At 69.3% G+C, this 19,725-nt stretch carries 14 protein-coding genes and 1 pseudogene; 6 read left to right on the top strand and 9 right to left on the bottom strand.

The annotated features are described in order from the left end of the window. The coding region (locus AC1DTF_RS21220; protein ID WP_477475499.1) for an MPT63 family protein at positions 1-849 on the bottom strand (849 nt) is incomplete at its 3' end. A 321-nt stretch (positions 850-1,170) separates the two neighbouring features. Then, entirely contained in the window at positions 1,171-1,524 is a 354-nt protein-coding gene (locus AC1DTF_RS21215; protein ID WP_477475498.1) for an ArsR/SmtB family transcription factor, read from the bottom strand. Between the two features lie 70 nt (positions 1,525-1,594). Between AC1DTF_RS21215 and AC1DTF_RS21210 the strand changes: the two genes are divergently transcribed. Genes AC1DTF_RS21210 through AC1DTF_RS21200 form a run of 3 tightly spaced genes read left to right on the top strand, consistent with a single transcriptional unit; the run spans position 1,595 to position 7,804 of the window. Then, positions 1,595-3,481 (top strand): heavy metal translocating P-type ATPase, encoded by a 1,887-nt coding sequence (locus tag AC1DTF_RS21210; RefSeq protein WP_477475497.1) that lies wholly within the window; start codon positions 1,595-1,597, stop codon positions 3,479-3,481. Positions 3,482-3,504: 23 nt separating this feature from the next. Further along, the gene (locus AC1DTF_RS21205; RefSeq protein WP_477475496.1) at positions 3,505-6,975 is read left to right on the top strand and encodes an ATP-binding cassette domain-containing protein; all 3,471 of its coding nucleotides are present in this window, start codon (positions 3,505-3,507) and stop codon (positions 6,973-6,975) included. A 25-nt stretch (positions 6,976-7,000) separates the two neighbouring features. Continuing rightward, complete coding sequence (locus AC1DTF_RS21200; RefSeq protein WP_477475495.1) at positions 7,001-7,804, top strand: siderophore-interacting protein; 804 nt, start codon at positions 7,001-7,003, stop codon at positions 7,802-7,804. Here the strand turns inward: AC1DTF_RS21200 and AC1DTF_RS21195 are convergent. Continuing rightward, entirely contained in the window at positions 7,801-8,400 is a 600-nt protein-coding gene (locus AC1DTF_RS21195; protein ID WP_477475494.1) for a TetR/AcrR family transcriptional regulator, read from the bottom strand. The genes AC1DTF_RS21200 and AC1DTF_RS21195 overlap by 4 nt on opposite strands. Before the next feature lie 53 nt (positions 8,401-8,453). On the opposite strand from AC1DTF_RS21195, the gene AC1DTF_RS21190 reads away from it, so the two are divergent. Together AC1DTF_RS21190 and AC1DTF_RS21185 are read left to right on the top strand one after the other, a co-directional pair. Next, entirely contained in the window at positions 8,454-9,290 is an 837-nt protein-coding gene (locus AC1DTF_RS21190; protein WP_477475493.1) for a mycofactocin-coupled SDR family oxidoreductase, read from the top strand. Continuing rightward, positions 9,278-10,468, top strand: a complete 1,191-nt coding sequence (locus tag AC1DTF_RS21185) for a cytochrome P450 (RefSeq protein ID WP_477475500.1) — start codon at positions 9,278-9,280, stop codon at positions 10,466-10,468. The genes AC1DTF_RS21190 and AC1DTF_RS21185 overlap by 13 nt, the downstream gene beginning before the upstream one ends. A gap of 76 nt (positions 10,469-10,544) precedes the next feature. Here AC1DTF_RS21185 and AC1DTF_RS21180 read toward each other — a convergent pair whose 3' ends face one another. Further along, entirely contained in the window at positions 10,545-12,458 is a 1,914-nt protein-coding gene (locus AC1DTF_RS21180; RefSeq protein ID WP_477475492.1) for a propionyl-CoA synthetase, read from the bottom strand. Between the two features lie 13 nt (positions 12,459-12,471). Next, a complete protein-coding gene (locus AC1DTF_RS21175) occupies positions 12,472-13,020 on the bottom strand; it encodes a maleylpyruvate isomerase family mycothiol-dependent enzyme (RefSeq protein ID WP_477475491.1) in 549 nt (182 codons plus the stop codon). A gap of 24 nt (positions 13,021-13,044) precedes the next feature. Between AC1DTF_RS21175 and AC1DTF_RS21170 the strand changes: the two genes are divergently transcribed. Continuing rightward, complete coding sequence (locus AC1DTF_RS21170) at positions 13,045-13,884, top strand: helix-turn-helix domain-containing protein (RefSeq protein WP_477475490.1); 840 nt, start codon at positions 13,045-13,047, stop codon at positions 13,882-13,884. Between the two features lie 7 nt (positions 13,885-13,891). Here AC1DTF_RS21170 and AC1DTF_RS21165 read toward each other — a convergent pair. The 4 genes and pseudogenes from AC1DTF_RS21165 to AC1DTF_RS21150 all read right to left on the bottom strand — a co-directional run. Continuing rightward, a pseudogene (locus tag AC1DTF_RS21165) lies at positions 13,892-15,664 on the bottom strand (sensor histidine kinase); the annotation flags it as partial. A gap of 22 nt (positions 15,665-15,686) precedes the next feature. Further along, positions 15,687-16,367, bottom strand: coding sequence for a response regulator (locus AC1DTF_RS21160; protein ID WP_477475489.1), 681 nt, complete (start codon positions 16,365-16,367; stop codon positions 15,687-15,689). Next, positions 16,364-18,874 carry a sensor histidine kinase gene (locus AC1DTF_RS21155; protein WP_477475488.1) on the bottom strand — a complete coding sequence of 837 codons (2,511 nt, stop codon included), beginning with the start codon at positions 18,872-18,874 and terminating at the stop codon, positions 16,364-16,366. Before AC1DTF_RS21155 ends, AC1DTF_RS21160 begins: the two co-directional genes overlap by 4 nt. Beyond that, positions 18,867-19,724, bottom strand: a complete 858-nt coding sequence (locus AC1DTF_RS21150; RefSeq protein WP_477475487.1) for a potassium-transporting ATPase subunit C — start codon at positions 19,722-19,724, stop codon at positions 18,867-18,869. The genes AC1DTF_RS21155 and AC1DTF_RS21150 overlap by 8 nt, the downstream gene beginning before the upstream one ends. Position 19,725: the final 1 nt, after the last annotated feature.

The raw sequence follows: 19,725 nt of genomic DNA, 5'->3' as shown, positions 1-19,725 counted from the left end.
TTCCACGGCGGCGGGGGCCGGCGCGGTGCCTTCGGCGGCCGGAGCCGGAGCGGCGGCCGCGGGGACCGGAGCTTCCTGCACGCCGGCCGGGGTCAGGCCGGGCTCACCCTCGGGCAGCGGGGTGCCCTGGCTGCCGGCCGGCACCGGGGCGGTCTCGGCGGTGCCCTCGGGCAGCGGGGTGCCCTGGCTGCCCGCCGGCACCGTGGTGGGTGCGGGCGTGGTCGCCTCGGCGTCCGCCGGCGCGGCCGGGGTCTGGGTGGTGGAGGTCTCGGTGCTTGACGTCGACGGCGCCGTCGCGGCCGGGGCCTGGTAGGTCCGGGTGCCGCTGGCCGCGGCGCCACCACCGGAACTGGCCGCCGGCGGCGGGGTGACCCAGACGATCAGGTCGGTGGCGTTGGTGGCGTAGACGACGCTGTCCGGCGCGGAACCGGTGACGTCGAAGTAGACCTTGCCGGAGGTCTGCTGGCCCTGCGCGATGGCTGACGGGTTGACACCCTGCGCGGTCGGGACGCCGAACAGCGCGCGGTAGGTCTGGCCGTCCCGGGCGCGGGCGTTGAAGTTGGACACGATGGGTTGGGCGCTGCCCTGGATGGCCTTGTCGGTGGCGGTGGCCTCCCACAGGGTGCCCTGCGGCTGATACGGGATGGTGTCGGTGCTGACCTTCAGGCCGGTGACCGTCCAGCCCTGCACGACATTGCCGTCGGTGAGCTCGGCCTGGCTGCCGAGATGGGTGGTGTTCACGGTGTTGAGGTCGTCGGCAATCGCGATCGGCGCACTGAACGCGGTGATCGCCCCTGCGGCTGCGATGGCCGCAGCCGCAAACGCGGCCGCGATGCTCGTGGTCTTCACGGTGTTTCACTCCTGAGTCGTCCGAATAACGGCGTTCCCCCCGGTGGGGTGCACACAATCAGCGAAGTTAGCAGGTGGCCAGGGCCGACGGAACCGTCGCGCGGCGGCAGGAGGTTACCGGCAGCGACTGAGACCGACCTCCCAGAAATCGCGGTGGCGCTTCCCAGCAACGTTCTGCCCAGTGTTCAAGATCTTTGCTGCGCCGGTCAGCGGCTTCCGCTTTGGCTCAGGTGCTAACTCCGCGGGATTTGCTCCATACAGCTGTATTGCCGAGGCGGCGGATATCGAAAAGCGATGCGGTAAAACGCCGGGTGTCGCGGTTCAGGCGGTGTCGTCGCGCGCGCCCAGGCGCAGATGCTCGATGTGATAAACCGCCTCATCGAGCAGCTGTGCGACGTGGTTGTCGAACAATCGGTAGACGATGTTGCGGCCTGCCCGATCGCCGGCCACCAGGCCCAGCGCGCGCAGTAGTCGCAGCTGATTGGAGACCGCGGATTGCTCCATGCCGACGGCGGCCGACAGGTCGGTCACCGTGCAGGGCGACTGGCGCAACCGGGTGAGGATCAGCAGCCGATTCGGGGAGGCGAGGGCCTGCAGGGTCTCGGCGACCTTGACCGCCGAGGCGGGGTCCAGTGACGTCACCGCAGGGGTGAGTCCATCGACGCCGTGTCCCATTCGTCAATTGAACCACGACACCGGTTTATCTTTAGACATGTAGAACTCTACATGTTTTGATGTCAACGTGATGACGGACGTTCGGGATGCAGAAGCGCGAACACGCCGGTCGACGCGAAGAGTGGCGTGGTCGCTGCCCTCGGTGCGCTGGGCGGCCCTGGCCCTGGTGTTCTTCGCGCTCGGACTGGCTGCTCAGTTGCTCGGCGCACCCGAGATCGTCTGGTGGGCCCTGTATCTCGCGTGCTACGCCGCCGGAGGTTGGCAGCCCGGGCTGGACGGACTGCGCGAGCTCGGGCAACGGCGCCTCGACGTCGACCTGCTGATGGTGCTCGCCGCGGTGGGCGCGGCCTCGATCGGCCAGGTCTTCGACGGCGCTCTGCTGATCGTCATCTTCGCGACCTCGGGCGCGCTCGAGGACCTTGCCACCACGYGGACCGCCGATTCCGTGCGCGCACTGCTGGATCTGGCGCCCGAGCGCGCCACCCTGATCGACGACGGTGTCGAGCGCGTGGTGGCGGCCACCGAGCTGCGGGTGGGCGACCGCATCCAGGTGCGGCCCGGGGAGCGCATTCCCGCCGATGCCTCGGTGCGCAGCGGCGCGTCGGATGTCGACCAGTCGTCGATTACCGGCGAGTCGCTACCGGTCGCGGTGGGTGTCGGCGACGAGATCTTCGCAGGCACCTTGAACGGCGCGGGCGCCTTGCAGGCCGCGGTGATCCGCGACCCGGCCGACAGTGTGGTGGCGCGCATCGTCACCCTGGTGGCCGAGGCGTCGGCCACCAAGGCCCGCACCCAGTTGTTCATCGAGAAGGTCGAGCAGCGTTACTCGGTGGTCATGGTGGCCGCGACGCTGGCCCTGTTCGTCGTGCCGCAGCTGTTCGGGGAGGACCTGCGTTCGGCGCTGCTGCGGGCGATGACGTTCATGATCGTGGCCTCCCCGTGCGCGCTCGTGCTGGCCACCATGCCCCCGCTACTGTCGGCGATCGCCACCGCGGGACGGCATGGCGTGCTGGTCAAATCGGCTGTCGCAATGGAACAACTGGCCACCGTGGACACCGTCGCCTTCGACAAGACGGGCACCCTCACCACGGGGACACCCCGGGTGGTGGCCGCCACGTCGAGCGAGGTGTTGCGGTCGGCCGCGGCGGCCGAGCAGTACAGCGAACATCCCCTCGGGCGTGCGATCGTGGCGCACGCCCGCGACCGTGGGCTCGACATCCCGCGGGCGCTGGACTTCCAGGCCGTCCCCGGGCGCGGCGTGCGGGCGACGGTGCAGACCCACCGCGTCGAGGTGGTCAATCCCGCCGGCGCACCGGGTCCGGCGATACCCGAGGCGGCCCAGATGGAGCGGTCCGGCGTCACCGCGGTCGTCGTCGTCATCGACGGGGCGGTGGCCGGGGTGATCGGGCTGCGCGACACCGCGCGCCCCGCCGCGGCGACCGCGGTGCGAGCCCTGTCGGGTCTCACCACGCAGCCACCCGTGCTGCTGACCGGCGACAATGCCGGGGCCGCAGCACATCTGGCGGACGAGGTGGGCATCGCCGCGGTGCGCGCCGAACTGCTGCCCGATCAGAAGGTGGCCACGGTGCGGGAACTGCCCGGCCGGGTGCTGGTGGTCGGAGACGGGGTCAACGACGCTCCGGCGATGGCGGCCGCCCACGCGTCGATCGCGATGGGGCGCTCCGGTGCCGACCTGACCCTGCAGACCGCGGACGCGGTCACCGTCCGCGACGACCTGGCCGCCATACCGGCGGTGCTGGCCTTGGCCCGGCGCGCACGCCGGATGGTGCTGGCGAATCTCGCCATCGCCGGAACCTTCATCGTGGTGCTGGTGATGTGGGACCTGTTCTGGTACCTGCCCCTACCGCTGGGTGTGGCCGGGCACGAGGGCTCGACCATCGTCGTGGCACTCAACGGGTTACGGCTGCTGCGCCGCCGCGCCTGGGCCGCCGACTGACGCGACGCGTACCTTGCGAGGCGATGACTTCGCATCCGGATCGCACCGTGGACTGGCGCCGTCTTCGTCGGCGCGGCGCGGGAACGGCCCTGATCGCGATGGCGATTGCCGCGACCCTGCAGGCCCTGGGCACCGTGATCATCGGGCGGGTGGCAGCGATGCCGGTGTGGACCACCCTCGCGGCACTGGCCGCGTGCCTGCTCGGCTATGCCGTGCTCGACACTCTCGGACGCACCCTCTGGGCGGGCGTCGTGGACCGCGCGGAGGGCGCACTGCGGGCCGACCTGCTCACCGCGGCGCTGAATCAGCCCCTGGACCGTCTTTCGGAGCAGGCGGTCGGGGAGGTGCTGGACCGCGTCGACGACGACACCCACGAGGTCGGGTCGCTGGCGCGCCAACAGCTCTGGGACGCCATGCGCACGCTCGTGTCCACCGTGCCGATGTGGATCGTCGCCGGCCTGACCTGGTGGCCCGCCTGGTTCATCTTTCCGGTGGTCGCGCCGCTGACAGTTCTRGTGATCCGGCCGCTGCTGCGTCAGCTCAGCGACCGCAAGGTGGTCGAGGAAATCGCCTGGACGGAACATGCCGCGATGATGGAAGAGGGCATCGCCGCACGAGATGATCTGCGTACCAGCCTCGGCCAGGCCTTCCTGCTCCGGCGGTGCGCGGAGCTCTCTGGCCACGTGCTGCAGCGTGTCCGCGCCGTGGTGGCGGTCGAATCGCGGATCACCCTGCGCGCCGGCGGGCTGCTGCACGCGCTGCTGGCCGGTGTCGTCGTGGCCGGCGTGGCGCTGGTATCCGGAGGCGGCCTCGAGATCGCCGAGCTGATCACCCTCTTCCTGGTCAGCGCCACCCTGGTCAACGAGATCGCCGAGCTCGCCCGTCAGCTACCCGAGTTGCAGGCGGGGATGGGCGCCGTCATCCGCATCCGCCAGCTCATGGACAGTGAATCGGAACCCGTTGGTGGCGAACCGATTCCCGCGGCCGCGGTCGACATCCGGTTCGCCGACCTGCACTTCTCCTACACCGAAGGCGCATTCGCGCTTGCCGACATCGACCTGTATGTCCCCGCGGGCACGACCTGCGCGCTGGTCGGCCGGACCGGTTCGGGAAAGTCCACGCTGGCATCGTTGGTGTCCCGGGCCGTCGATCCCGAACCCGGGTCGCTGTACATCGCCGGAGTCGACGCGCTGGATCTCGACCTGCAGCAGCTGCGGTCCTCGGTGGGGGTGGTCACCCAGCGCACCGAGATCCTGGCGGGGACGCTGGCCGACAACATCACGTTGTTCGCGGATCTGCCGCGGGAGCGGGTACTCAAGGCGGTTGCCGAACTCGACCTCACCTCGTGGATCGACAGCTTGCCCGACGGTATCGACACTCTGCTGGGTCCGGGTGGAACCACGTTGTCCGCGGGTGAGGAGCAGCTCGTGGCCTTCGTCCGGCTGCTGGTGCGTGACGTCCGGGTCGTCGTGCTCGACGAGGCCACCGCGCGCATGGATCCGCTCACCGAGGACCGGGTGGTCCGTGCCGCGGATCGCTTGCTGTCCGACCGCACCGGCATCCTGATCGCTCATCGGCTGAGCACGGTGCAGCGGGCCGATCACATCGCCGTGCTCGACGGTGGCCGGATCATCGACCAGGGGCCGCGCGCCGAACTGGAGTCACGTCCCGGGCCGTTCCGGCGGCTGCTCGATGCCTCCGGCGCGCGGCACGCGGACACCACGCCGCCCAGCAGCGTTGCGGCACACAGCGACACGATGGTCGGGGGTGTGCGGCGGCAGGGTGACCGGCCCGTAGGCACCGACCTGGGCACCGGGTCCAGCCTGACCCGCGGGATCGCCCGCATGGTCGCCGTCCTGCCGGCATGGGGACTGCTGGGCAGCGCACTGTTCCTGGTCACCGGGCTGGTGGGAGCGACCGGTGCCGTCAGCGGGTATGTGTGGGGCCGGCTGGTCGAGAGCCTGGAGCAGGGCCAGACCTCGGTGGCGCTCACCGCGGCCACGGTGGTCAGCATCGTCGCCGAACCGTTCTTCCTGGCCTGGGCGGTGCGTCGATTCGTCCCGTGGTGGGCCGCCTGTTCCCTGCGGATCCGGATGACCGTCCTGGACGCCCAGACCCGGCAGCACCGTCTGGAGCGGACCCCGCCGGGCGAAGTGGTGTCCCGGGTGCTGGATTCCGACCGCTTCCTGCGCTACGCCGATCGCTGCAACGACGTCGTCAGCGGACTGATCATCGTCGTGTTCGCCTCGTTCCTGAGCGGGACGGCGATCGCGGGCGCGATCCTGCTGGCGGTGATGGTCGCCTCGGCGGTCGCGTCGGTGGCGGGGCGCCCGATGGCAGGACGGTCGGCCGCGGCCGCGTCCACCACCCGCGCGCACTTCGGCCGCACGTTGGTCTCGGTGCTGGAGTGCGTGCGGACCGTGAAGCTCGCGGCGTCCACGGGCGATGTGCGCAAACACCTCGATGGTGTGGACGGGGGCCGTGTCCAGGCCGCGGTGCGTGAGCACCGGATCGAGTCGGTCCTGTTCGGTGTGCCGGTGGTGATGGTGCAGCTGGGTGTGGTCGCCGCGTGGATCGTCTACCTGCTCGACGGATGGAGTCTGGCTGCGGCACTAATGGTTTCCGGTGCGGTCGCCGGATTCGACTATTTCGGCAGCGTTGCCGGAGCCGTGGTCACCGGAGCGCCCGGAACCCGCGCCTGGCAGCTGGAGACCACCCGCTTCGCCGGCGGCGCCGACCTGATGGACATACCGGCCGGAGTCGACCTGCAGGCCGGAACGGCCCCGCTTCCCGGCCGGGCACCGCGTACCGCGTTGCACCGCTTGGAGCTTCGCCGGCTGACCGCGGTGCACGAGGACGGGACCCGCGGCGTCACCGGCGTCGATCTCACCGTCGAGGCAGGCGAACTGGTCCTGCTCCTCGGCCAGGTAGGGTCGGGCAAATCGTCTCTGCTGTCGGCGTTGTGCGGTCTGGTCGGCCACACCGGCACCATCCGGTGGAACGGGGTGGAAGTCGACGATGCCCAGACCTTCCTGCGGCCCGGACAGGCCGCGCACGTGGCGCAGGTGCCACGGGTGCTCTCGGGGACGTTCGCCGACAACATCCGTCTCGACCATGACCGCGACATCGGGCAGGCCGTCGCCGACGCGCAGCTGGGCCGCGACATCGAGGCGGCCGGTGGCGCCGATGCGCTGGTCGGCCACCGCGGAGTCCGGTTGTCCGGGGGTCAGGTGCAACGGCTGGCGCTGGCCAGGGCTTTGGCCGTGCAGCCGGAACTGCTGCTCGCCGATGATGTTTCGAGTGCACTCGACGCGGTGACCGAGGTTGCGCTGTGGGCCGGACTACGGGCCCGCGGCATCACCGTGCTCGGTGCGTCGTCGAAACGCGCGGCGCTGGCACAGGCCGACCGGGTGGTCGTGCTGGTCGACGGGACGATCGCGGCCATCGGTCCGTGGACGGAATTGAGCCCGATGTGGGGACACCTCGCGGCCTGAGTGTTTTGAGTTAGCGTGTATCCACATGAGCTTTTCGCATGCATCCGTCATCGAGGCGAAACTCCTGAACCAGCGGTTGCGCCGGATCACCCTGCGGGTCGAGGAACCCGAGGTCCTCGACGTCAAACAGGCCGGGGACTCGGCCGTCGGCATCTACTTCCCGGACTCGGGTGGCGAGGGCCGTAACTATTCGGTCCGCTACTCCGACGGCGACCGCATCGTGGTCGATGTCGTGCTGCACGCGCGCGGGGTCGCCACCACCTGGGCCGCCGGTGCCGCGCCGGGTGACCGCGTCGGGCTCGACCACGCCCGGTCCTGGTACCGCCCGGAACCGAGCACCGAATGGCAGCTGCTGGTGGCCGACCTCTCCGGGTTGCCGGCCACCGCCCGCATCATCGAGAGCCTGCCGGGCGGCATGCCGGTCATCGCGATCGTGGAGGTGGCCGACGAGGAGGACCTGGCCTACCTGCCCGCGCACCCGGACGTCGCCGTCATTGCGTCGGTGGGTACCGGCAACGGCCATGCGGCCAGCGAGCTCGCCCGGCTGGTCCGCGAGTACGACATGCCCGCCGGCCGCGGGTACTGCTGGTTCGCCGGCGAGGCCGCCGAATCACGTTCGGTGCGTAAGTATTTGCGTGGTGCCGGCTGGACCGTCGACCAGCTCGACGTCACGGGTTACTGGCGGTTCGACTCCGAGACCTGGGACGCCAAGTTCGCGCTGGTCTCCGACGAGGTCGTGGCCGTCTGGGAACGTGCGGTGGCCGCCGGTAAGAGTGAGCGGGTCGCCGATGAGGAGTACGAAGAAGCTCTCGAACGCGCCGGTCTCTAAGCCGGCCTGCCGGGCAGCTCGAACCGGTTCAGGTAGCCGTCGATGAAGGATTTCGCCTCGCGGTGACCGCGGGAGATCCCCAGTCCTTCTTCGAGCACCATGATGCGCGCCAGGCTGGCCACGATCATCGACATCACCACCGGCGGGAACGCCGCGGTGTCCACGCCGTGGGCGCGCAGCGCCGCGCTGAGCGTGGCCTCCTCCAGATCGCGGAATCGCTCGGCGTAGGCCGCGATCTCGCCGGCGATGGCCTTGCGGTGATTGGCCAGCGCCATGAACTCCATCCAGAGCTGGGCTCCGGTGGTGTTGTTCAGCTCCCACAACGCGTGCAGGGGAGCATCGGCGCTCAGGGTCTGGCGCTGCCGGTCCAGGTTGACCTCGGCACCGGCCTGCAGCACGGCCAGGTACAGCTCGTCCATGCTGGGGAAGTAGTAGTGCACCAGCGCCGGTTTCACCCCGGCCTGCGCGGCCACCCGCCGCGAGGTGGCCGCGGCATAGCCTTCGTCCAGCATGATCTGGGCGGTCGCCCGGATCAACGCGCGGCGTGTGGTTGAATCGCCGTCCCTTGACCGCTTTACCGCGGTGCTGCTAGACATGGCCACAGCCTAACTGTTGGGCGACTGCCCAAACTTTTCTTGAGGACGGTGTCATGGCTGGTCGGGTCGAAGGCAAGGTCGCATTCATCACCGGCGCGGCGCGCGGACAGGGCCGCAGCCACGCGGTCCGGTTGGCCGCCGAAGGCGCCGACATCATCGCCATCGACATCTGCCAGACCTTCGAGAACTCGCCGGCCCTCGGGGCCACCACCGAGGATCTCGCCGAAACCGCGGACCTGGTGAAGAACCTCGGACGCCGGATCGTCACCGCCGAGGTGGATGTCCGCGACGCCGCCGCCGTGCAGGCCGCCGTCGACAGCGGCGTGGAACAACTCGGGCGGCTCGACATCATCGCCGCCAACGCCGGGATCGGCACCACCGGAGTCAAACTCGACCGAATGTCCGAAGACCTCTGGCAGGAGATGATCGACGTCAACCTCAGCGGGGTGTGGAAATCGGTCAAAGCCGGCGTGCCGCACATGCTGGAGGGCGGACGCGGTGGATCCATCATCCTGACCGCCTCGGTGGCCGGCACCAAGGCCTATCCGCACACCGGACACTACGTGGCGGCCAAGCACGGGGTGGTCGGCCTCATGCGGTCCTTCGCCGTCGAGTTGGGCCACCACTCGATCCGGGTCAACTCGGTGCACCCCACCCACGTCAACAGCCCGATGCTGATGAACGAGAAGACCTACCGGATGTTCCGCCCGGACCTGGAGAACCCGGGGCAGGCGGACCTGGAGCCGATCTGCCGGACCTTCCACATGCTGCCCATCCCCTGGGTCGAGGTCGAGGACATCAGCAACGCCGTGCTGTTCCTGGCCTCCGATGAGGCGCGCTACATCACCGGGGTGACCCTGCCCGTGGACGCCGGGAGCTGCCTGAAGTGACGGTGTACTACGACCCGTATGACGTCGGGATCGTGCACGACCCGTACCCCACCTATGCCACCCTGCGGGACGAGGCGCCGCTCTACTACAACGAGAAGTACCGGTTCTGGGCGCTGTCCCGGCACAGCGACGTCGAGCAGGCGCTCTCGGACTGGGAGACGTTCTCCAACAGCCGAAGTGACATCCTGGAGCTGGTGCAGTCCGATTTCGACATGCCCGATGGTGTGATGATGTTCGAGGACCCACCGGTGCATTCGATGCTGCGGGCATTGATGTCGCGGGTGTTCACCCCGCGCCGGATGGCCGCGATCGAGGATCAGATCCGCGAGTTCTGCGTGCGCTGCCTGGACCCGCAGGTAGGCTCCGGCGGTTTCGACATCATCGCCGAGCTGGCCGCCATGATGCCGATGCGGGTCATCGGCATGCTGCTGGGCATACCGGAATCCGAGCAGATCGGGGTACGCGACGCCAACGACGCGAACCTGCGCACCAAACCGGGCGCTCCCATGAAGGTACGCGATGCCGACAAGATCGCCGATGGCCGCATCTACGCCGACTACGTCCAGTGGCGCTCGCAGAACCCCTCCGACGATCTGATGACCGCGCTGCTGAACGTCGAGTTCGAAGACGAGTCGGGGGTGACCCGAAAGCTGACCCGCAAGGAGGTGCTGCACTACACCCAGGTCGTCGCCGGCGCGGGCAATGAGACGACCGGCCGGCTCATCGGCTGGCTGGCCAAGGTGCTCGCCGAACACCCCGAGCAGCGCCGCGCGGTGCACCAGGACCGTTCACTGCTGAACAGGGTGGTGGATGAGACGCTGCGCTTCGAACCCACCGGTCCGCACGTCGCCCGCTGGGTGGCAAGGGATTTCGAGGCCTACGGCCAGACCGTGCCCGCGGGCAGCGCGATGCTGCTGCTGTTCGGCGCGGCCAACCGCGATCCGCGCCGCTACCGGCTACCGGACCGGTTCGACATCCGTCGCGACAACATCAGCCACCTGACCTTCGGCAAGGGGCTGCACTACTGCCTGGGGGCGAACCTGGCCCGCCTGGAGGGCCGGGTCGCGCTCGACGAACTGCTCAACCGGTTCCCCGATTGGGAGATCGACTATGACACCGCCCAGTTGGCGCCGACGTCGACGGTGCGCGGCTGGGAGAAGCTGCGCATCACCTTCTAGCCCCGGCGCCGAAACTGTATTCCAGAAGGTGTGCACTCGCACTTTGCCGTCTGGAATACAGTTTCGGCGACTTCAATCAGGACGGGTGCAGGGTCTCCTTGAGCGCCTCCAGCACCGAGGGATCCTCGATGGTGGACGGCACCGGTTCGTCACGGCCGTCGGCGATACCGCGCATGGTCTTGCGCAGGATCTTCCCGGACCGCGTCTTCGGCAGGGCGGCAACCACATCCACCAACTTGAAGCTCGCCACGGCGCCGATGTCGTTGCGCACCGCGTCGATCAGCTCAGCGGCCACCCCGTCGGGGGAGAAGCCGGACTTGAGCACCACCAGCCCGCGCGGCACCTGCCCCTTGAGTTCGTCGGCCACCCCGATGACCGCGCACTCGGCGACCGCCGGGTGGCCGGCCAGTACTGCCTCGATGGATCCGGTGGACATCCGGTGCCCGGCGACGTTGATGACATCGTCGGTGCGCCCGACCACGAAGAGGTAGCCGTCGTCATCGATGTGCCCGCCGTCCCCGGTCAGGTAGTAGCCCTTGAATGCCGTCAGGTATGACGACACGTAGCGATCGTCCTCGCCCCAGAGCGTGGGCAGCGTACCCGGGGGCAGCGGCAGCTTGATGCAGATCGAACCCTCTTCGCCCGGTTCGCATTCCGAGCCGTCGAGGCGCAGCACCCGGACGTCGTAGCCGGGCATCGGCACCGTCGCCGAGCCGGGTTTGACCGGCAGCTTCTCCACGCCCATCGGGTCGGCGGCGATGGCCCAGCCGGTCTCGGTCTGCCACCAGTGATCGATGATCGGGATGCCGAGCTTCTCCGAGGCCCATTCGTAGGTGCCCGGGTCCAGCCGCTCCCCGGCCTGGAACAGGTACTTCAGATTCGAGAGGTCGTAGTCGGCCAGCAGCTTGGCGTCGGGATCCTCTTTCTTGATGGCCCGGATCGCGGTCGGCGCGGTGAACAACGCCTTGACGTTGTGCTCGGCGGCGACCCGCCAGAACGCGCCGGCGTCCGGGGTGCCGACCGGCTTGCCCTCGTAGATGACGGTCGTCGCGCCCAGCAGCAGCGGCGCGTACACGATGTAGGAGTGCCCGACCACCCAGCCGACATCTGAAGCGGCCCAGAACACTTCGCCGGGCTCGATGTCATAGAGGTGGCGCATGGTCCACAGCAGCGCGACCGCATGCCCCCCGTTGTCGCGGACGATGCCCTTGGGTTTGCCGGTGGTGCCCGAGGTGTACAGCACGTAGAGCGGGTCGGTGGCGGCCACCGGCACCGGCTCGACCGGTTGCACGGCGGCCATCGCCTGCGCCCAGTCCACATCGCGGCCCTCGACCAGCTCGCACGGATGCTGCTCGCGCTGCAGGATCACGCACTTGGGCGTGGAGTGCTCGGCCAGCCGCAGCGCCGTATCGAGCATCGGCTTGTATTCGACGGTGCGGGTCGGTTCGATACCGCAGGACGCCGAGACCACCACCGTGGGGCGCGCGTCGTCGATGCGGGTGGCGAGCTCGTGGCCGGCGAACCCGCCGAACACCACCGAGTGCACCGCCCCGAGCCGTGCGCAGGCGAGCATGGCGATGACGGCTTCGGGCACCATCGGCATGTAGATGACGACGCGGTCGCCCTTGGCGACGCCGAGCCCCTGCAGCACGCCGGCGAACCGGGCGGTCTGGTCCAGCAGTTCGCGGTAGGTGTAGACGCGCTTGCTGCCGGTGACGGGGGAGTCGTAGATGAGCGCGGCCTGGTCACCACGCTCGGCAATGTGCCGGTCCAGCGCGTTGGCGCAGGTGTTGAGCTCGCCGTCGGGGAACCAGCGGTAGAACGGCGGGTTGCTGTCGTCGAGCACCCGCGTGGGTTCCTTGGTCCAGGTGACGCCCTTGGCGGCGTCGGCCCAGAACGCCGACGGGTCGGTGATACTGGCGTCGAAAAGTTCGCGATAGCCGGACATAGGGCAAACCGTAATCTGCGTCACGTTGCAACGCGGTTGCAACCACCGAGAAGTTTCAGCCGGTGCGCCCGAGGGCGGCCAGCACCCGGGTCTGCCGGTCGGTGCCGCTGTGGGTTTCGGCGCGTTTACAGATGCCCTCCATGTAGAGCGCCTCACCCCAGCCGGCGATGCTCTGCTCCAGGCTGTCGAGCTCGGGTTCGGTGAAGCGGTAGGGCGTCTCGGTGACCGCGGCGAGGTCCCATCGGTGCGCGATCAGGTCGAACCCGTAGAACTGCAGCAGTGCGTCGCCGATGGTGGTCGGCCCGAAATGACCGTCGAAGCTGCGCGCGGGGACCTCCGGGTCGGCGAGCAGTTCCCGCATGGCGCCGGCATGCGCGGACCAGGCCGCGCACGGATCATGTAGATCGGGCCGCGCCGGCAGCGCCAGGCCGTGCCCGGTCACATAGTCGCGTTCGGTGTCGATCAGGTGGGCGAGCACATCGCGCGCGGTCCAGCCTTCACACGGGCTGGGCTTGTCCCATTGTTCGGCGCGCAGGCTCGCGATCACCGCGGCCATGCCCTGGGCCAGTTCGTCATAGGTCTCTGCGACACTCGAATCGGTCATGAGCCGACGATAGGCAGCGAGACGGTGGGCGAATTGGACAAACCCGACAACTCCGTCGCGGCCGAGCCTGCCCACCTGCTCGACCCTGCGCACCGCGCCGCCATCCACATGTCGCGGCCGACCACGAGCGCCGAATTCGCCGGGCTGGTCCGGCGGTTCTGGATGCCGGTCTGGCAGGTGCCGGCCGGGGAGGTCTACACCCAGCGGGTGCTGCAGTACCCGGTGTGCCTGCTGGTGGTCACCGGCGATTACGCACGCTTCTACGGCCCGGCGTCGGGATTGGCCGGCACCCCGCTGAGCGGTGACGGATGGGCCGCCGGGGTCATGTCCGAGCCTGCCGCCGGGGCCCTGCTCACCGGCGGGCAGGTGTCGCAGTGGACCGACAGTCATATCGAGTTGGCAGATCTGTTCGGGCCGGCGGGCGAGTCCCTGGCCGCGCAGATCCGGGCGATCATGACGGTCGAACCCTCTGCGGCCCAGGCGCAATCCGCCGCGGTCGACCGCTACCACGACTTCCTGCGCGGCTATCTACCGGTCGATGAGCAGGGCCTGCTGATCAATGAGGTGGTGGCCTATGTGGAGGACAACCCGGACGTGACTCGCGTCGCCGATGTCTGCGCGCATTTCGCCATCGGGGAGAGGTCGCTGCAGCGGCTCACCCGGCACCGGGTGGGGCTGACCCCGAAGTGGCTGGTGCGCCGCCGCCGCATCCAGGACGCGACGTGGCGGCTGCGCAGCGGGACGACGACGATCGCGGCGGTGGCCGCCGACCTGGGCTACGCCGACGAGGCCCACCTGAGCCGCGACTTCCGGCGGGTCACCGGGATGACGCCGGGCGCCTTCGCCGCCAACTACGCCGACTGAGTCAATGACGCTGCTTGAGCATGGCCACCGCCTGTTCGGCGACGGCGCTGAGCACGCGGCGGTCCCGGGCCGTCAGCGTCCGGCCCGCCATCAACATCCAGAACTCGTGATCACCGACCTCGATGGCGGTGTCGGCGGCGTCGACGTCCGCGCACGGATCCGGGCCGACGGAGGCCATCAGATTGCCTTCGGCGGCCACAATGCTCACCGCGCGTTGGGTATACGTCTCCCGGAGCCGGTCGAGTAGCAGGATCAGATCGGCGTCACGTAACGCCGAGTCGGCGAACAGGGCCAGCAGTTCGGCTTCCTGCGAGGCGCGCCGTGCCTCGGCCGCGCGGCGGGCCGCCCGGTCCACCAGCGCTGCGACCGCCACCGCAACCAGCAGCAGTACCAGCACCGTGACGACGCTGTCGGAGTCGTAGACGGTGAAACTGTGCACGGGACTCACCAGGAAGTAGGTGAGCAGCAGGCCCGAGAGCATTGCGCACAGGGCGGCCGGGCCCATCCCGCCGAGCAGTGCCACCAGCAGCACGCCGGTGAAGAACAGCGCACTCTGACCGCCGATGCCCAGCGCGCCGGCCGGTAACCACGTCGTCACCGCACAGGTCACCCCCGGAATGACCAGTGCGACAAGCCATGACAGGACGCGCCGCCGCGCCGTCGACTGCCGGGACCACGAGACCCCGGTATGCGCCTCGGGGTGGGTGACCATATGAACGTCGACATTGCCGGACTGTGCGATGACCTGCGCGCCGATGCCTTCGTCGAACATCCGCGCCCACCGTGACCGGCGGGAGGTGCCCAGCACCACCTGGGTGGCGTTGTTGCTGCGCGCRAAATCGAGCAGGGTGGCGGCGACGTCCTCGCCGACGACGGTGTGCATCGTCGCGCCGAGACTGGCGGCGAGTTCGCGCACGACCTTCTTCTGTTGCGGAGAGATGGCGATCAACCCGTCGCCCGCAATGACGTGCACCACCTTCAGGTCCGCGCCGGACCGGGACGCGATCCGTGAGGCGCGCCGCACCAGGGTCTCGGACTCGGGTCCGCCGGACACCGCCACCACCACACGTTCGCGGGCCTCCCAGGTGTCGGTGATGTTCTTGTCGGTGCGGTACTTGGCCAGGGCGGTGTCGACCTGATCGGCCAGCCACAGCAGCGCCAGCTGTCGCAGCGCGGTCAGGTTGCCGGGCCGGAAGTAGTCCTCCATCGCCGCGGCGGCCTGCTCGGGCGGGTACACGTTGCCGTGAGCCATCCTGCGCCGCAACGCTTCCGGGGTGATGTCGACCAATTCGATCTGGTCGGCGGCGCGGACGAACTCGTCGGGCACGCGTTCGGCCTGTGCGGTGCCGGTGATATGGCTGACCACGTCGTTGAGGCTCTCCAGGTGCTGGACGTTGACGGTGGTGATCACCGTGATCCCCGCGTCGAGGAAGAGCTCCACGTCCTGCCAGCGATGGGCGTTGCGGCTGCCCGGCGTGTTGGCATGGGCGAGATCGTCGACGAGCACCACCTGTGGCCGCCGGGCCAGCACCGCGTCGACGTCGAGTTCGGGATACCGGGTGCCCTCGTGCTCGATGTACGTCGGCGGGATGACCTCGATGCCCGCGAGCTGCTGGGCGGTCTTGCGGCGGGCGTGCGTCTGGATCACCGCGGCGACGACATCGGTGCCGCGCTCCATCCTGCGGTGCGCCTCACCGAGCATCGAATAGGTCTTACCCACACCGGGCGCGGCACCCAGGTAGATGCGCAGGTCTGCGCGTTTTCGGCCGAGGATGCTCACCTGACCATCATCCCTCGTGCGGCTACTCCTGGAAGCGGTATCCCATCCCGGCCTCGGTGATCAGATGCTTGGGGTGCGACGGGTCGACCTCGAGCTTGCGCCGCAGCTGGGCCAGGTACACCCGCAGGTAATGGGTCTCCTTGGCGTAGGAGGGCCCCCACACCTCCTTGAGCAGTTCCTCGCGGCCGACAAGCTTGCCGCGGTGGCGCACCAGCATCTCCAGCATGCCCCACTCGGTGGGGGTCAGATGCACCTCGACGCCGCTCTTGGTGACCTTCTTGGCGGCCAGATCGACAGTGAACGAGGAAGTTTCGATGACGGGCAGGTCGTCCTCGGTGGTGCTGCTTGCGCGCCGCACCGCCGCCCGCAACCGGGCCAGGAACTCGTCCATGCCGAACGGTTTGGTGACGTAGTCGTCGGCGCCGGCGTCGAGTGCCTCCACCTTGTCCGAGGAATCCGTGCGCGCCGAGAGCACGATCACCGGCACCGTCAGCCAGCCGCGCAGCCCGGCGAGCACCTCGATGCCGGAGATGTCGGGCAGCCCGAGGTCCAGGATGACCACATCGGGGCGGTGGTCGGCGGCCGCCCGCAGCGCGTCGGCGCCGGTCGCCGCCGTGGTCACCTCATAGCCGCGCACGGACAGGTTGATCCGCAGTGCCCGCAGGATCTGCGGTTCGTCGTCGATCACCAGCACCCGCGTCACTGTGGTGCCGCCAGATCGATGACGACTGTCAGCCCGCCGCCGGGGGTGTCATTGGCCGCGATGGTCCCGCCCATGGCGGCGACGAAGCCTCCTGCCACCGACAGACCGAGCCCGACGCCGGTGGTGTTGTCCTGATCGCCGAGGCGCTGAAACGGCGCGAACAGCTGCTCTTCGGCGCCGCGCGGGATACCCGGGCCCTCGTCGGCGATGTTGATCAGCACCCGGTCGCCCACGCGTCCGGCATTGACCCGCACCAGACTGGCCGGCGCGTAGCGCAGCGCATTGTCGATGATGTTCACCAGCACCCGCTCCAGTAGCCCGGCATCGGCGAGCGCCACCGCGTCACCGACCTCGACCTTCACTCTGTCCACCAACTCGGTTGTCCGCCTGCTGATTCCCAGCAACGCCCGCTGAACCGCCTCCTCCAGATACACCCGGCGCAGCTCCGGGCGGACCACGCCGGCGGCCAACCGCGACGAGTCCAGCAGGTTGCCCACCAGCGCGGTCAACTGGTCGACCGATTCCTCCACGGTGGCCAGCAGTTCGGCGGTGTCCTCTGCCGAGAAGCCGACGTCCTCGCTGCGCAGGCTCGACACCGCGGCCTTGGCCGCGGCCAGCGGGGTACGCAGATCATGGCTGACCGCCGAGAGCAGCGAACGGCGCAGCTCGTCGGCGCGCGCGATCGCCTCGGCCCGGCCGGCCTCTTCGATCAGCTCGCGTTGCCGCACCAGCCCGGCGGCTTGTTTGGCGACGGCACCGAGCACCCGGCGATCGCGGGCGGCCAGCCGGCGCCCGGCCAGCAGCAGCCAGAACTCGTCATCGCCGACCTCGACGGCGGTGTCGGCGGTGTCGACATCGGTACACGGATCGGTGCCTGCACACGCCACGACGGTGGCGGTGCCGGCGCGCTCCCGCAGCAGGCTCACCGAGCGCTGCGAGTACACCTCGCGAACCCGGTCCAGCAGGGCGGCCGGGTCGGCGCCGCGCAGCACCGAACCTGCGAAATGTGCCAGCAGCTCTGCCTCCTGCGAGGCGCGCCTGGCTTCGCGCGCCCGTTTGGCCGCCCCGTCGACAAGGGCGGCGACCGCCACCGCGACCACCAGCAGCACCACGACGGTGATGGCGCTGTCGGGTTCGGAGATGGTGAAGGTGTAGCGGGGTTCGGCCAGGTAGTAGTTGATCAGCAGACCGGACAGCAAGGCCGACAGCGCCGCCGGCGCGACACCGCCCAGCAGTGCCACGGCGAGCACCCCGATGAAGAACAGTGCGGTTTCACCGCTGAGCCCCAGGAAGGGGTCGAGCACCAGGACGGCGACGGCGACCAGCACCGAGGGCACCACCACCGCGGCCAGCCAGGACAGTGCGTGGCGCTGCCACGTCCTTTTTCCGGTGCGCGCAGCGCCGCGGGCCTCGTCGTGGGTGACCATGTGCACGTCGATGGTCCCGGAGTTCTGCACCACCGTCGCGCCGATGCCCTCATCGAAGATGCGCGCCCAGCGCGACCGCCGGGACGTGCCGATGATCAGCTGGGTGGCGTTCATCTCGCGGGCGAAATCCAACAGCGCACTGGGCACATCGTCGCCGACGACGGTGTGCAGGGTGGCGCCGAGGCTGACGGCCACATCCCGCACGGTCCCCATCATCGGGGCGGACACCCCGGCCAGACCGTCGCCGCGCACCACGTGCACGACCATCAGCTCGGCGCTGGATTTCGAGGCGATCCGCGACGCCCGGCGCACCAGGGTCTCGGATTCCTTGTCCCCGGTGACCGCGACCACGACGCGCTCCCGGGCCTCCCAGGTCGCGGTGATCTTGTTGTCGGAGCGGTACTTTGCCAGTGCAGCGTCGACCTGGTCGGCCAGCCAGAGCAGCGCCAGCTCGCGTAGCGCGGTCAGGTTACCGCGCCGGAAGTAGTTCGACAGTGCCGCGTCGATCCGCTCCGGGGAGTACACGTTGCCGTGGGACAACCTGCGCCGCAGTGCTTCCGGGGTGATGTCGACCAGCTCGATCTGGTCGGCGGCGCGCACCACCTCGTCGGGCACCTTTTCCTGCTGCTCGATGCCGGTGATCTGGGTGACGACGTCGTTGAGGCTTTCCAGGTGCTGGACGTTGACGGTGGTGATGACCGTGATGCCGGCGGCGAGCAGCTCTTCGATGTCCTGCCAGCGTTTCGCATTCGCGCTGCCCGGGGTGTTGGTGTGGGCCAGTTCGTCGACCAGCACCACCTGTGGCCGGCGGGCCAGTACCGCCGCGACGTCGAGTTCGGGGAACCGGCTGCCGCGGTACTCGATGAAGCGTGGGGCGATGACCTCGATGCCGTCCAGGAGTTCTGCGGTCTTCGCGCGGCCGTGAGTTTCGACCACCGCGGCCACCACGTCGGTACCGCGTTCCAGCCGGCGGTGTGCCTCACCGAGCATGGCGAAGGTTTTGCCGACGCCGGGAGCTGCGCCCAGGTAGATGCGCAGCTCCCCGCGTTTAGGTCGGTCGGTCACCTGCCCATCATCCACCTAGGCCGTCGAGTGCGAGGTTGAGCTGCAACACGTTGACCCGCGGTTCGCCCATGAAGCCCAGTGCGCGGCCCTCGGTGTGCTCGGCGACCAGTGCACGCACCCGTTCGGGGCTGACCCCGCGGGCCGCCGCGACCCGGTTCACCTGCAGGGCCGCGTACTCGGGCGAGATGTGCGGGTCCAGACCGCTGCCGCTGGCGGTGACAGCATCGGCGGGCACCGCCGGCTCGGTCGTACCACCGTGGATCGGGACGATCTGGCCGATCGCGTAGTCGGCGCCGGGTTCGGCGCATTCCACGGCCACCCCTTCGTAGCCGGCGATGAACGGGGTCGCCGGGCAGAGCTGGTTGACGCTGATGACCCGGGACGGCTCGGCGACGGTGCCGCGGGCATCGCGGGCCCCGATGACCGAGAGCACCGCCCCGACACCGGTGTCGGTGCAGAACGGGCGGGCCCCGCTCACGCCCTCGCGGGCACCGATTTCTGCGCTGCGGGTGCACACCAGGGTGAGCAGGCTGGGCTTGTCGGGGGAGTCGACGATGCTCTCCGGGCCCAGGTTGCTCGCACCGGTGGACATCGGGTCATACCCGTCCCCGGCCGCGGACGGCCGGCCCTGGAAGTACTGCGGCATCGCGTTGCCGTCGGCATCGGTGTAGAGCTGTCCGATCAGGCTGCTGCCCACAGGCTTTCCGCCGGCCTCGATGATCGATCCGTCGGCCTTGTCCTTCAAGCCGGGTAGCTGGGCGAACAGCCAGATCATGACCGGGTAGCCGATGCCGAGGATCACGGTGAGCACCAGCAGCGCGCGCAGCGCCGCGGTGTGCTGGCGGAGGATATTGGCGAAGTTCATG

The sequence above is a fragment of the Mycobacterium sp. P4_H6 genome, from assembly GCF_056400845.1.
Note: the sequence above shows the minus strand (reverse complement) of the source record. Positions and strands in the feature narration are given on the sequence as shown.